This is a genomic window from Pseudomonas alkylphenolica (assembly GCF_000746525.1).
GTDB lineage: Bacteria > Pseudomonadota > Gammaproteobacteria > Pseudomonadales > Pseudomonadaceae > Aquipseudomonas > Aquipseudomonas alkylphenolica.
On the sequence record NZ_CP009048.1, the window covers coordinates 3,920,803 to 3,935,155 of the forward strand.

12 protein-coding genes are annotated in these 14,353 nt (G+C 62.2%); 4 read left to right on the forward strand and 8 right to left on the reverse strand.

All coding sequences use genetic code 11. The annotated features are described in order from the left end of the window. Positions 1-2 precede the first annotated feature (2 nt). From PSAKL28_RS17985 to PSAKL28_RS18005, 5 genes are all read right to left on the reverse strand, one after another. Positions 3-1,055: an AI-2E family transporter gene (locus tag PSAKL28_RS17985; RefSeq protein ID WP_038613064.1), complete on the reverse strand. Its 1,053-nt coding sequence runs from the start codon at positions 1,053-1,055 to the stop codon at positions 3-5. An 11-nt stretch (positions 1,056-1,066) separates the two neighbouring features. Then, complete coding sequence (locus tag PSAKL28_RS17990) at positions 1,067-1,864, reverse strand: DUF4892 domain-containing protein (protein ID WP_038613066.1); 798 nt, start codon at positions 1,862-1,864, stop codon at positions 1,067-1,069. A gap of 115 nt (positions 1,865-1,979) precedes the next feature. Next, the gene (locus PSAKL28_RS17995; protein WP_038613068.1) at positions 1,980-2,834 is read right to left on the reverse strand and encodes an alpha/beta hydrolase; all 855 of its coding nucleotides are present in this window, start codon (positions 2,832-2,834) and stop codon (positions 1,980-1,982) included. Beyond that, on the reverse strand, positions 2,831-3,625 hold the full coding sequence (locus PSAKL28_RS18000) for an alpha/beta fold hydrolase (RefSeq protein ID WP_038613070.1): 795 nt from the start codon (positions 3,623-3,625) through the stop codon (positions 2,831-2,833). The genes PSAKL28_RS17995 and PSAKL28_RS18000 overlap by 4 nt, the downstream gene beginning before the upstream one ends. A gap of 92 nt (positions 3,626-3,717) precedes the next feature. Further along, a complete protein-coding gene (locus tag PSAKL28_RS18005) occupies positions 3,718-4,065 on the reverse strand; it encodes a hypothetical protein (protein ID WP_038613072.1) in 348 nt (115 codons plus the stop codon). 235 nt (positions 4,066-4,300) lie between these two features. Between PSAKL28_RS18005 and PSAKL28_RS18010 the strand changes: the two genes are divergently transcribed. Next, complete coding sequence (locus PSAKL28_RS18010) at positions 4,301-7,294, forward strand: RHS repeat-associated core domain-containing protein (protein WP_051939468.1); 2,994 nt, start codon at positions 4,301-4,303, stop codon at positions 7,292-7,294. Between the two features lie 109 nt (positions 7,295-7,403). On the opposite strand, the gene sixA is transcribed toward PSAKL28_RS18010, so the two are convergent. The 3 genes from sixA to PSAKL28_RS18025 are packed head-to-tail and all read right to left on the reverse strand — an operon-like array spanning position 7,404 to position 9,241. Beyond that, the gene (gene sixA / locus PSAKL28_RS18015) at positions 7,404-7,856 is read right to left on the reverse strand and encodes a phosphohistidine phosphatase SixA (RefSeq protein ID WP_038613074.1); all 453 of its coding nucleotides are present in this window, start codon (positions 7,854-7,856) and stop codon (positions 7,404-7,406) included. Further along, on the reverse strand, positions 7,853-8,200 hold the full coding sequence (locus PSAKL28_RS18020; RefSeq protein WP_038613076.1) for a DUF4389 domain-containing protein: 348 nt from the start codon (positions 8,198-8,200) through the stop codon (positions 7,853-7,855). Before PSAKL28_RS18020 ends, sixA begins: the two co-directional genes overlap by 4 nt. Before the next feature lie 15 nt (positions 8,201-8,215). Beyond that, positions 8,216-9,241 carry an NAD(P)H-dependent glycerol-3-phosphate dehydrogenase gene (locus PSAKL28_RS18025; protein WP_038613078.1) on the reverse strand — a complete coding sequence of 342 codons (1,026 nt, stop codon included), beginning with the start codon at positions 9,239-9,241 and terminating at the stop codon, positions 8,216-8,218. 171 nt (positions 9,242-9,412) lie between these two features. On the opposite strand from PSAKL28_RS18025, the gene PSAKL28_RS18030 reads away from it, so the two are divergent. Genes PSAKL28_RS18030 through PSAKL28_RS18040 form a run of 3 tightly spaced genes read left to right on the forward strand, consistent with a single transcriptional unit; the run spans position 9,413 to position 14,339 of the window. Continuing rightward, entirely contained in the window at positions 9,413-11,524 is a 2,112-nt protein-coding gene (locus PSAKL28_RS18030) for a TonB-dependent receptor plug domain-containing protein (protein WP_038613080.1), read from the forward strand. After that, complete coding sequence (locus PSAKL28_RS18035) at positions 11,524-12,417, forward strand: ABC transporter substrate-binding protein (RefSeq protein WP_038613082.1); 894 nt, start codon at positions 11,524-11,526, stop codon at positions 12,415-12,417. The genes PSAKL28_RS18030 and PSAKL28_RS18035 overlap by 1 nt, the downstream gene beginning before the upstream one ends. Beyond that, positions 12,414-14,339: an ATP-binding protein gene (locus tag PSAKL28_RS18040; protein ID WP_038613084.1), complete on the forward strand. Its 1,926-nt coding sequence runs from the start codon at positions 12,414-12,416 to the stop codon at positions 14,337-14,339. Before PSAKL28_RS18035 ends, PSAKL28_RS18040 begins: the two co-directional genes overlap by 4 nt. Positions 14,340-14,353 lie beyond the last annotated feature (14 nt).

The window sequence follows — 14,353 nt, forward strand, 5'->3', positions numbered from 1 at the left end:
TATCAGGAACGCGGCGGTGCCACCGGCTCGCTGCGCGACCAATCCAGCAACAGGGCATAGGCGACGGCCAACAGCGTCGGGCCAATGAACAGGCCGATGAAACCGAAAGCCAGCAAGCCGCCAAACACCCCCAGCAGCACGATCACCAATGGCAGGTTGCCACCCCGGCTGATCAGGTAAGGCTTGAGCACGTTATCGACGCCGCTGATGATGAACGTACCCCAGATCCCGAGAAACACCGCCATACCGTACTCACCCTGCCAGGCCAGCCAGGCTGTGGCCGGAACCCAGGCCAGCGGCGGGCCCATGGGGATCAGGCTGAGCATGAACGTGACGATACTCAGGACCAGCGCCCCCGGCACGCCTGCGATCATGAAACCGATCAGCGCCAGGACGGCCTGGGCCGCCGCGGTACCGATCACGCCGTTGACCACCCGCTGTACCGTGCCGGCGACCAGACCCAGGTAATACTCGGCGCGATCGCCGATCAGCCGATCCAGCAAACGCAGGACAAACGCTGACAGACGTGGACCATCGCGGTAGAAAAAGAACACGAACACCAGGCTCAAGGTCAGTTCGAGCATGCCGCTGCCAATCTGCGCGCTACGCGCCAGAAACCAGTTACCGACCTGGCCCAGGTAGGGCTTGATTGTGGTCAACAAGGCCGCGCCCTGCTGGTCAATAGTGTTCCACATACGCACCAGGCGTTCGCCCACCAGCGGTACGCCTGCCAGCCAGTCCGGCGCATCCGGCAGACCGTCCACCTGGACGTCACGCACGAATGCAGTGGCATCGCGAACATGATCAGCCAGGTTGAAGCCCAGCCATACCAGCGGCAGCGCCACCAGCAGTATCCACAGGGTGGTCAACAGGCCGGCGGCGAGGGTTTCGCGACCGCCCAGCACTCGGGTCAACAGGCGCATCAGCGGCCAGCTGGCGTAGGCCAGGATCGCCCCCCAGAGCAGCGCCGACATGAATGGGGCCATCACCCAGAGACCAGCCCCGAGCAGGGCCAGCAAGATGATTTGTACTAGCAGGCGATCATTGTTGGGCATGCAGCACTCACTTAGCGAATCAGTTCGACGTGAAAACCGTCGGTCTTGGCATCACCCAATTCCAGCCGGGCCGTGCGTACTCCAGCCTTGCTCAGTTGTTCGCGCCAGGCTTCGGCTTCAGCGCCGCTCAGGCTCACGCGCAGGGTGCTGTCCAGATTCAGGCTGCGCCCAAGCAGAGTCACCCAGGCTGGCAATGGCTCACCCACCAGATCAGGGTAGTCAAGCTTGCCGGTGTCACGCAGCTCGCGCAGCACCGTGGCCGGCGTTGGCAGCAGTTCACCCAGAGGCGCTTCGGCGACAAACTGCTCGACATGCAGGTAAGCACGTTTGTTACCGCGAGTAATGCTGTACAGCGCGATCAAGGTGTTGCTCTGCTCGGCGGAGCGGCGCAACAGGATGAACGCCTGCTGTTCGTCCGAACCAGACAACTGCCGGTTCTTGAACACCTCGTTGGCCCACAGGCTGTTTTCACCACAATCACGCGCCTGGCACCAGAACAGCGGGTAACCGCCGTCTTTCTGCAGAGCCTCGCGCGCCGCGGTGAACGCTTCATTGGCGGAGCGCTCGCGGGGTAGTTCATAGGTGACCGAACTGACCTCGCCACGGCTTTCAATCTTGCCTTCGACGCGCAGCTGGTTACTGATCTTGCGCAAACCACCCAAAGGATAGACGCGCTCCTGCACCTGCGCCGGACGCTCATCGACGACTTTGCCATCGACTGGCACCGGCAGCCCTTCAGCCAGCGACTGCGCGCCAACGAACACGCCCAGTCCGGCAATCGCTGTACGAATGTAATGTTTGAGATTCATAGGCACGCCACGCTGCAGCCGGCGCCAAGGGGTTCAATGGATGTGGCGTTGTCTTGCTCGTTCATGGTTGTCTCCCTGTTCAACCCGCCAAGCCTCGACAGTTGCCCGCCGCAAGTCAAGGAATGCCAAAGAAGCGATTGAAACAGTCTGCAACAAGGGTTGCGCCGGACTCGTCATTCATATGCAAATGATGACCACCGGGCAAGACCTCGCGAGTAAAGGGTAGCTGCTCAAGCAGCGCGGTGTGACGGGCGAGCATGCCCTCGGCAGCCACTACCAACATGGCTGGGCAGGCGACGCGCTGAACGAAGCTCAAGGCCTGCGCTTCGCTCAAGCGCGTGGGAGATGGCAGGGTCAGGCGGCTATCGCTACGCCAGGTGTAACCACCCGGCACCGGCATCAGGCCGCGCTGAGCGAGCAATTCGGCGGCCTCACGACTGACCGCGACCAGGCCTTTCATACGCGCCTGGATCGCTTGCTCAAGAGTTGGATGCACGGCCTTGCGTTTGCTGTCCAGGCGCAGCTGTGCCTGTAACGCCATGCCCATGCGTTCGGCGGCATCCTGGGGGCCACTGGTGGGCGGAATTACTCCGTCGATCAGCGCCAAGCGGGTAATGCGTTCGGGCAGCGAACCGGCCAGTACCACCGAGACAATCGCCCCCAGCGAGTGACCAAGCAGGGCAAAACGCTCCCAGCCCATTTGCTCGGCAGCACGCAGCACATCGTGGGCGTAATCCCACAGGGCGTATCCCGCGCCAGCCGGCCGATGCTCGGAGTGACCATGACCGGCCAGGTCCAGGGCCAGGATCCGTAGTCCTCGCAGTTTAGGCGCCAGCAGGGCAAAACTGTTGGCGTTGTCCAGCCAGCCATGCAGGGCAATCACCGGAACTCCGTCGGCAGGGCCGAACAAATGCCCGGCCAGCTCGATATGACCCAGGCTCAGGCGGACTTCTTCCATCTGCGTATTCATCCCGACACCTGCTGCCAGCGCTCGAACAGCCCCTTGATCAGACTCGCGGTGTCTGTGGGACGTTCGAGCGGAAACATGTGACCTCCCGGCAGGCTGTGGTACTCACCCCGAGGCAGGCCGCGCACGGCCAGGGCGTGATGATGCCTGACGATCCGGCTGCTGCTGCCACGCACCATCGCCAGTGGCAGCTCCAGGCACTTGGCCGGGGCCGGGCGGGTGTGCGGTATGTTGCGGTAAATGCTGATTTCCGTCGCCGGATCAAAGCGCAGGCGCAAACCTTCTTCGGTCGCTTGCAGACCGTGTTCCAGATAAGCGTCGAGGCACTCCGGATCGAAATGGCGGAACAGTGATTTGCTGGCGAAATAGGCCCGGGCACTGTCGCGGTCAGCGAACGCCTCGCGTCGCCCCAGGGTACGTCCAGCCGGGGTAATGCGGTCGATGAAGCCCATGCGCTTGGCTGCCTGCAACACCCACTGATCGACCCGGGTCAGCACCGGAGAATCGAGCATGACCACGCCCCGGTAATACTGCGGGCAGCGCAGCGCCGCATGCAGGTGCAGCACACCACCGAGGGAGTGGCCCACGCCCCAGACCGGTTCGGGCTGTTGCTGCAGGTGATGAATCAGCTCATCGACCAGGTTCTGCCAGTTGGCATCGACTGGAAAGCGCGGGTCATGGCCGTGTTGTGGCAGGTGAAATACCCGGTAGTCAGGTGCAAGTGCGGCAAACAGCTTGCCATAGGTCGCCGAAGGAAAGCCGTTGGCATGGGCGAAGAAGATTTGCTGCGACATGGCCGCCTGTCCGTAGGGGAGTGATGGTCCATTGTCGGCAAGCAGCCCGCAACCGGCAATGTCCGGAAAAGCCATCGCCAAGGGCAATCAGGTCAATACTCGCCAAAACTGGCCATGGACCGCCGTAGGCAAGCCTGCATGGACGCCAGTTGCTGCTCCAGGGCTTCACGGGCGCGGCGTTTGTCTTCAGGGGCGAGATCGAGCTGACGCAGTGCCAGGCAACTGCTTTGCAACAGATGTGCCATGCGCAGGCTGGCCTGACGCAGTTGTCCCAGCTCGTATTGACCTTCGAATTTGCGCAGCAGGTAGTCCAGCTTGGCGTCTGCACTGTCTTGTAGCAAGCGGTACTCGGCATAGTCCAGAACCTGGTCACCTTGTACTTTTGCCAATGTCGGCTTCAGGTCTGCCGAATACACTAATTGCGGATACTTGCTGCTCATTGCTTGATCCCCAGGGCCACCTTGCCCACACCGTTGGCAAACGCTAACAAGCTGGCCAAGGATCGACAACTGATAAAAATATGAGTTAGATCGGCGGCCCGCAGCACAGAAAGTACCTGACATTTTTACCAGTTACCGGATGCCGGGATTCTGCGCACAATGGCTGTGACAGTCGCACAGCTGTCGCAGGCAGCGTCATTTCGACAAAGAATTGCTTTCACACAGGGCGGTAGCGATGAGCAACCTCACCGTGTTCAGCCACACCCCGACACTCGCTGTGTGCGGCCCCGATGGTAGTTCCCTGCGTAGCGTCGCCTATGAACGCATGCTCGCCAATGATTCGGCGGTGGCACGAATCACCCGCACCTGGTCTCGTACCGATAAGCGGATAACACGTCTGTTTGACCCGCGGCTGTTTGCCTTGAGCCAGGCAGAAGCACAATCGCCTGCCAATCTGGAAACGCTGAGCAGCCTGTCCGGCGCCGTGCTGCTGAACGAGAGCGTGGACAGCGGATGGAACCTGACCCTCAACGCCGAGTCAGGACAGGCCAGCGACAGTTGGGACAGCCGCGGCAGCCATGCCTGGATGGACTACGACACCTTGCAGCGGCCACTGGCTCAGCACGAGCAGGCCCAAGGCAGCATCGCGCGTGTCAGCACCCGTTTCAGCTACGCCGCCGGTGACGATGCAGCTGAAGCCGCCATCAACCGCTGCGGTCGCCTGACCCGGCTGGACGACGATGCCGGCACTGAGCATTACCTCGACTACAGCCTGGCCGGGGCAGCGAAGCGTACAAGCCGCCAATGGACCCGGCACAACGAACTCCCGGACTGGCCTCACGAGATCCCGGCCCGCGACGCCCTGCTACGTGAGACACCTGCCGCCGTGGCTGCGGTTCGCCACAATGCCCTGGCCGAGCCGATCAGCCAGACCGATGCCCGACAAAACCGGCAAACCTTTGGGCAAACCCGGGGCGGTCAGTTGCATGGCATCCGCCTCTCACCTGCCGATGCCCAGCCAGTGCTGGTCGCCAGCAATTTGCGCTACAACGCCCATGGCCAGATCGTCCAGCAGCGCTTGGGCAATGGTGTGGTGAGTAATCTGGAGTATGAACCCGCAAACGGCCAACTGCTGCGGCACCGCACAGTACACCCCGACGGTAGCCTGCTCCAGGACCTGCAGTACCAACGCGACCCACTGGGTAACATCGTCGTCATTGAAGACGCCGCTCAACCGATACGCTTCTTTCGCAACCAGGCGATCAGCGCGCGCCGCACCTTTGCCTACGACAGCCTGTATCGCCTGATACAGGCCACGGGCTTCGAGACCGTCGAGAGTCTGGCCGGCCCCGAGCTGCCAGGCTTTCAGTCGCCGCCCGACCCCACACAACTGGCCAACTACAGTCGCCACTACCGCTACGACGGCGCGGGCAATCTGACCACAGTGCGCCATGTCGGGGCCCGCAATTTCACTCGCCATCAGGTCAATGCCCGGACCAGCAACCGCGGCCTGAACCACGATGCCGAAGCGCCGCCACCCAGCGAGGCGGCCATCAGCGTCGCCTTCGATGGCAATGGCAACCTCAAGGCCCTGCAGCCGGGTCAGGCGCTGAGCTGGTCGGTAAAAAACCAGTTGCTAGAGGTCAGCCAGGTGACACGGGAAACCGCTGACGATACCGAGCTGTACCGTTATAACTACAGCGGTATGCGCCAGCGCAAACTGCGCACCTGGCAAACCGCCCGGGTCGAGCATGTCGAAGAGGTGCACTACCTGCCGGGCCTAGAGCTGCGCTGTAACAGCGCCCGCAGCGAAGAGTTGCAGGTCAGTATCGTCTCGACGCCGCTTGGTGAGGTGCGCCTGCTGCATTGGCAGGCCGGTCTGCCGAGCGGGATGAGCAACGACCAGTACCGTTATGGTATCGCCGACTATCAACGTTCTTGTGGCCTGGAAGTGGACGCCCAGGCCCGGCTGATCAGCCAGGAAGCCTACTACCCCTATGGCGGCAGCGCCTGGTGGGCTGGGCATGACCAGGTGCAGGCGCAGTACAAGGTGATTCGCTACTCAGGCCAGGAACGGGATGCCACCGGGCTTTACTACTACGGTATGCGCTACTACGCGCCGTGGCTGCAGCGTTGGATCAATCCGGATCCGGCGGGTGTGGCCGATGGTTTGAACCTGTATGCGATGGTGCATGGTAATCCTGTGGGGAATGTCGATAATCAAGGGCTTGGCAGAGCTAGCGAGACTTTTAACGCAGTATGGCAAGGAGTTACTCGAGATGTGCTGTCACTCTCGCTGGGCACTGCAGCCTCCTTAGGCATTGGAGCAGCTCTTGCCACACTTCCCCCAAGTGAAGCGAGCAACATCGGCTTGACGGCCGCGGCAGGTGGCACCATTGGCCTAGGTGTAGCTTTCCTGTTGGCTCCGCTTGGAGAGCGACTCATGGAGTATGTGCGGAGCGAACCCGGCACCTGGGTCCGCCGCGCAGGCAGAGCGTTGGCGGGAGCGACCGGATTCATACTTGGAGCCGCCCCGGCTGTAATCGGTTACTTCAATCGAGAACACAACGATGAAGGCACTCCCTCGCCTGTCAATGACACGGCCATCAACATGATCCGCTCGATAGGCAGCGCAGCTGGCTATCAGTTGATCCAACAGCTAACCGATAACGTAGGAGGACGATTCGCCTGGACAGGCCTACCGAGATGGCGTCCCGCCGGGATCACTGCCTTTTTAAGTGCTATAGGGCGAGGCATCAGCGCTTGGCTTGGTATGCCCTTGGAGCCCACTGTCCGCTCCTTCGGCCCTGACAACCTGATAGAAGGGTTCGAATCGGTGACAGCCACCGTGCTCCGGTCGAGTCATCGAAACGCCGAGTATCGGGCTGGTAACCTCGATGCACAAACTTGGCCGACCTCATGGCGCAACGTCACCAGCATACTCCGTGAGGCGGCTGGTTCAATTCCCGCCCGGTTCGCCACCATTGCGGTAATCCGAGGCTTGCAACAGTTCGCAAACGCCTGGCTTGGCCCAGGGCCACGCAATGTTGTCAATGCCATGATCGGTACTGTTGTGAACCTGCGCACCACCGCCCGACCCTGGATTGAAACCTTGCATCCTGGAGACTCGGTAGATCTCACCAAAGCTCCGGTAACAACGCGTCGTAGAAGCAGCTATTCGGATCTGCCCGGCACTTCGGGTAGGTATCAACGACGAGTATCCCTCTAATGCCTTGGTTTTCTTGTTTGAAAAATAGGTGAGTGCGCCGAGAGCACCCGCCCCGACGTCACGACGCAGGAGTTCATCCACCCAGGAAACCCGCCTGTGAACCTGGAGCTCAGGGATGAGACAAGCTTCGCAACGTCATCAATCCAGCCAGCGGCCAATCACCTTCGAGCTCCGCCAGGCTCGCCGTGGACATCGAAGGCCCCTGCCGGTGCCCTTGCTCCAGCATGCCGACCAGACAGCTCACCAGCGGCTGATGACTGACCAGCAACACCTGCTCCAGGCCCAGCTTGTCCAGCTCGGCAATGACCTCCTGGGGATCGGTGTCCGGGGTCAGCCAGGTGACTGTCTGCAGCGGTTTATCAAACCCTAGCGCCTCGTGCACCAGCCCGGCAGTCTGCTGGGCGCGTACGTAAGGGCTGGCGATGATCGCCTGTAACGGCTGGCCGAGCAGCTCTGCGGCGCTGCACAGTACCTGCTCACGCCCATGCGCGGTCAGCCGGCGCTCGGCATCGCTGTTGGCCCGGGGCTCGGCTTCACCATGACGCAACACCCAGAGCTTCACAGCTTGGGCTCCTCGTCACGTACCGGATGCGGCGCTGGCGGTACGCTATGGGCGGCTTCACCTTCTGGCGCGCGCGGTGCTGGCCAGTCGGCGAACGGCCAGGGCTTCTGGTCGCTGTGGAAGCTGCCGAAGCGGCCAATCTGCGCCAGAAACTGGCTGAGGCTGTCACCGAAGTTCATCAGGCTGGCACTCGGCGCGCCGTAGATCAGACGGTAGATCAGCTGAACCAGCACCAGGCCGCCCAGCAGCAGTTCGGCCAATTGCCAGACCACCAGGAATACCAGCATCCACAACACGCGCAGGATGATTGACTCGCGTTGCGACTGGTTCGGGGATTCGTTCATGTCTTGCTCCTGTACTCAGTTGAAACCGCTGGTGGAGATGAAGTCGACATCGGTTTTCGGCTCGGCGCGCATCAGCAGCTCGATCACCTGGGTCAAGGTCCGGCCTTCGAAAAGAATCGCATGCAAGCCCGCTACCAATGGCATGTATACCTGCACTTCCTGAGCCTTGACCTTGAGCACCTTGAGCGTATTGACGCCTTCGGCGACCTCGCCCAGGCGGTTGACCGCCTCTTCCAGGCTCAAGCCCTGGCCCAGGGCGTGACCGACCTGGTAATTGCGGCTCTTGGGCGAAGAGCAGGTGACGATCAGGTCGCCGACCCCGGCCAGGCCGAGAAAGGTCATCGGGTTGGCGCCCTGGCTCACCGCAAAGCGGGTCATCTCCGCCAGGGCGCGGGTGATCAGCATGCTCTTGGTGTTCTCGCCCATACCCAGGGCCACCGCCATGCCGGCAATGATCGCGTAGACGTTCTTCAGCGCCCCGCCCAGCTCGACACCGAAACGGTCGCTGCTGGCATACACGCGGAAAGTGCGCCCGTGCAGCACGCGCTGCACGCTCTGGCACAGCGCTTCGTCTTCACTGGCAACCACGGTGGCGGTCAGTGCGTGCTCCGCCACTTCGCGGGCCAGGTTCGGCCCCGACAGCACACCGATGCGCGCCTCGGGAGCGATTTCTTCGAGAATCTGACTCATCAACTTGAAGCTTTGCGCCTCGATGCCTTTGGTCAGGCTGACCAGCATTTTGCCGCTCAGCAGCTGCGCATGGGGCGCCAGCACACTGCGCAAGGCGCTGGAAGGCAGAGCGACGAAGATCAGCTCGCAGTCCTGCAGGGTCGCCAGCAGGTCATTGACCGGATCAACGCCCGGGTGAATTTTCACCCCTTTGAGGTAACGCGGGTTTTCCCGGTTGCTGCGCATGGCCTCGGCCTGCTCGGGGTCGCGCATCCATTGCCGTACGCCGATGCCGTTTTCCGCCAGCAGATTCGCCACGGCGGTGCCGAAACTCCCGCCTCCAAGCACTGCAACAGGCTGCTGTTCAGTCATATCCGATCCGTTAAAACCAATTAAAGTGGCGACTCCCGCATTATACGGAGCGCCCGTGCCAGAGCCAGCGCCAGTTGTATGAATTGACTGCGATATCGCGCCATACCGCACTGAAAAATGCTGGCCACTCGGTTAACATGCCCGGTTTGAATTCGCTACCAAGGCCGCACCGTGTCATTTGGCCCTCCGGCTTCACGCCCCCTCCTGCTGCTGACTGCCTTTTTCGGCGGTGCCGCGCTGGCTGACGACCTGTTCGTCGACAGCCAGGCCCTGCCCCAAGTGCTCACCGCCACCCGGCTCAAACAGTCACCGGCGGCCGTGCCGGGCAGCATGACCGTGCTCGACAGCGCACTGATCCGCGCCAGCGGCGCCCGCGACATTCCGGAATTGCTACGCCTGGTGCCGGGGATGATGATCGGCTACGGCGCCGGCAACCAGCCCTCAGTCAACTACCACGGCAGTAACGCTAACGACGCCCGGCGCATGCAGGTGCTGATCGATGGCCGCTCGGTGTACCGCGCAGGGCTGGCCACCGTGGACTGGAGCGACATTCCCCTGGCCATGGAAGATATCGAGCGCATCGAGGTCTTTCGCGGTCCCAATACCGTCAGCTATGGCGCCAACGCCCTGATGGCTGTGGTCAACATTCTTACGCGCAAACCGGTCGACAGCCAGGGTACGCGGCTGAAGGTGACCCGTGGCCAACGCGGTATCAATGACTGGTATGCCAGCCAGGGTAGCGGCTGGGACGGCGGCGACCTGCGCCTGTCGCTGTCCGGTATGCAGGATGACGGTTTCGATCAAACCCGCAACGGCCAGGATTACCGCGACAGCCGTCGCCTCAACCGCCTGAACCTGAGCGTCAGCCACAGCCTGGCAAGCAATCAGAGCCTGGATTGGCAGTTCGCTGCCAAGGAAGGCAGCAACCAGCGCCCGTACACCTACAAGCCGGTGTTCTACGGCGTCACTGCCAGTGGCGACAATTCCGACGCCAAGGCCAAAGACTATGCCGGCTCGGTGCGCTGGAACATTGACTTGAACCCTGAGCACAGCCTTTACCTCCAAGGCTCAGCCCAGCACTGGGACCGGCAGCAGGTCTGGCGTGCGTGTGATGCGGCATTGTCGTTCAGCCCGGAACTGACCCGCCTGTGGCAGGTCAACCCGAACTACGCGGAGCAAGTGGCCCGCAACATTCGTTCGCCGGTTCCCAGGGGCAGCGCCGCAGAACAGACGCTGGGCCGCCAGGTGCAGCAACAATGGCGCAATGGCGGTTCAAGCCAGGTCTGCGGCGATATCGACCAGAGCACCCGGGAAACGCGCTACGACCTGGAGCTGCAGGACACCCTCAGCCTGTCCGACAACCTGCGCCTGGTCAGCGGTGCCAACTACCGCTACGACCGCGCCGATTCGCAGACCTTCTTCAATGGCAGCCTGGACGACAGCACCTGGCGCCTGTTCGGCCACCTGGAATGGCGCGCCGACGAACACTGGATTGTCCAGGGCGGAGCGATGTACGAAGACGCCCGGCTGTCCGGCAGCTCGCTCACACCACGCCTGGCGGTGAACTACCTGATCACCCCGCGCCACGGTTTGCGCGCGGTGTACTCCGAAGCGGTACGCTCGCCGGACATGTTCGAAAACAACGTCAACTGGAGTTATCGGGTCAACAACCTGCGCCCGGGCGCTTTCGGCCAGAACAGTGCCCAGTACTTCGTCAAGACCCGCGGGCCGGGCGACCTCGAACAGGAACGGATGCGCTCGCGGGAACTGGGCTATAACGGTTACTTCGCCGACGCCGACCTCAGCGTTGACCTCAAGCTGTTCTACGACGAAATCACCGGCATGATCAGCGAGCCGCTGCGCAACAACCAATACATCGCCAGCAACAGCAACAAGGCCCGTTTCAGCGGCAGTGAAGCACAACTGGACTGGCGCCTGACGCCCGCCGATCGTTGGCGCCTGACCTACGCCCATGTCGACGCCTGGGCCAGCAACCCCGCCGATCGCCGCCTGAGCGCGCACAACAGTGGCTCGGCCGGCTGGCTGCGCGACTGGGGGCAAGGCTGGTCCAGCGCGCTGTTCTACTATGGTGACGATGAACTGAACCAGTACCGTTTCGAGCGAGTCGACCTGCGCGTGGCCAAGCAACTTCGCTGGCAGCGTACCCAGCTTGAGCTGGCGGGTGTCGTGCAGCAGCGCCTGGACGACGAGCCCACGACCTTTGCAGATAACCGCTACGACAGCCGCCATGTTGTGTACTTCAGTGCGGAGCTGGAATTCTGATGCGCATGCTGCGGCGCTGGCTGCTGCTGGTCTGTTTGTGGCCGGCGGGAATGCTCTGGGCCAGTGAAATCCTCCTCACCGGCAGCCAGGACAGCCCCGGTGTCGAGCAATTCGTTCAAGCCCTGCGCGAACGCCGCCCTGCCGACACTATTCACTTCGTTCCGGTCACCGAGCTTGCCCGCCCGTCCCGGCTCAATCCGTCCGTGCGCCTGATCCTGCTCGACAGCACCGGGCTGGAATGGCGCCTGAGTGAAACCGCAGGACCGCCAGCGCTGGCCATGCGGGTCAGCCGGGTTCAGGCCGAACAGCGCCTGGGCAAGCTGCGCCCGGCTTACCTAAGCTTGTTGTGGAGCGATCCGCCGCTGGACCGTCAGCTACGCCTGACCCGTTATCTGCTGCCCGAAGCCCGGCGAATTGGCGTGCTCTACGCCGAGCACAGCCGTTTCCTGGTCGAAGAAGCGCGCCGTGCCGCCAAGCCCATGGGCCTTGAAATCATTGCCGAACCCTGGCCCGACCTGCGAGACAATCGTCCGCTGCAAACCCTGCTGCAAAGCAGTGATGTGTTGCTGGGCATCGACGATCTGCAGCTGTACAACTCCAAGACCGCGAAGGGCCTGCTGCTCAGCAGCTACGGGCGGCAAATGGCATTGATCGGCCCCAACGCGGGCTTTGTCCGCGCTGGCGCCCTGGCCAGCACCTTGAGCAATCAGGACGATTGGCTGGCAGTGCTTGACCGCTTGCTCGATCAAGCGCCAGGCAAGTGGCCACGCGCCCTGTACCCCGAACATTTCAGAGTCGTCGGCAACCAGCAGGTCGCCCGCGCTCTGGGTATCGGCACCATTGATCCCGAGGGCGCCGCACTGGCGCTGGCCGAAGGAGAACGCAGACCATGAGGCGTCGCCTGAGCTGGGACATTCATACCCGCACGCAAATCATCAGCCTGGGCCCGGCCCTGCTGCTGACGCTGTTGTTGATCAGCTTCTTTACCTTCGTGCGAATCCAGGACCTGCGCCAGGAGCTCAATCACACCGGCCAGCTGATCGCCAACCAGCTGGCGCCAGCGTCCGAGTACGGCGTGATCGCCGGTAACGACGAAGTGCTGGAAAGCCTGATGCGCGCCACCTTGAGCATCCCGCATGTGCGCTTTCTCGAGGTCCAGGACAGCAGCAACCATATTCTGGTGTACGTCGAACAGCCGGACGAACACGACAACCGCGCCCAGCAGGTCGAGGTGTTCCAGGCCCCTATCCGCCTGCAGCAGATCCGCCTGGACAACGACTTCCTGCATAACGGCAGGCAACCCTTGAAACATATCGATGATGATTACCTGGGCCGGGTCATCGTCGGTATGTCCAATGACGCGTTCAGCCAGCGCCAGCAGGAAATCGTGATCAAGGCCGGGATCCTGGCGCTGTTCGCCCTGCTCTTCACCTTCCTGCTGGCCCGCCGCCTGGCCCTGAGCCTGGCCAAACCGATCAGCGACATGGGCCATGCGGTCAAGGCCATTCAGCAAGGCGACTTCAATGCCCCCTTGCCGGTGGTCGATGACAGTGAACTCGGCCACCTCGCCCGCCACATCAATAACCTGGCCCGCGCACTGGCCCAGGCCAGCCATGAGCAGCAGCAGGCGATGTCGCAACTGATCCAGGCCCGTGAAGAAGCCGAACAGGCGAACCGAGCCAAATCCGACTTCCTGGCCATGATGAGCCATGAACTGCGCACCCCCATGAACGGTGTGCTGGGCATGCTGCAGTTACTGGAAACCACGACCTTGAGCGAGGAGCAGGTCGAATACACCGCCGTGGCCAGTGAATCGACCGGTCACCTGCTCAAGGTGATCAACGACATTCTCGATTTCTCGCGGATCGAACGCACCCACCTGGAACTGGAGCACATCGATTTCAACCTCGGTGAACTTATCGGCAGCTGTGCGCAATCCTTCCAGCACCTGGCCGCCCAGCGCGGCCTGAATCTGCAACTGCTGTTGCCACCCGGTATGGAGCAGTTGCAGGTGATCGGCGACCCGACACGGATTCGCCAGATCCTGCTCAACCTGGTGGGCAATGCGCTGAAATTCACCGAGCAAGGCAGCGTTCGCATCGAACCCCGCTGGCAGGTGCTCGACCGCCAGCTGATCTGGTTCGCCTGCGCGGTGCACGACACCGGCATCGGCATCGACAACGAGCGCCTGGAAACCATGTTCGTCGCCTTCCAGCAGGCCGACAGTTCGATTTCCCGGCGTTACGGCGGCACCGGCCTGGGCCTGTCGATTGCGCGCACGCTGGCGGAACGCATGGGCGGCACCTTGCGCGGCGAAAGCCGCCAGGGCCAGGGCTCGACCTTTACCCTGGAAATGCCGCTAACGCTGTCGGTGCAGCCGATGCCATGCCTACCCAGCCAGAACAGCGAGCAGGAAGAAGCAGGTCTTGGCCGGAAAATCCTGCTGGTGGAGGACAATCCGGTAAACCAGACCGTGATCGAAGCCATGCTGCGCAGCCTGGGATACGAGGTGCAGATTGCCGTGGACGGCGCCCAGGCGGTGTCGCAGGTTGCCCGTCAGCGCTTTGCCGCAACCCTGATGGATTGCCGATTGCCGATCATCGACGGCTATGAAGCCACCCGGCGCATCCGCCAGCTGCCCCAGGCGGCGGCCATGCCGATCATCGCCCTGACCGCCAACGCCTTGCAGGGTGATCGCGAACGCTGCCTGAGCGCCGGCATGAACGATTACCTCGCCAAGCCGTTCAAACGGACTGATCTGCAGCAGATTCTGCAGCGTTGGCTGCCCGATCAGTCAGCTGCGACTGGCGATTAATCTGAAATTGCGGC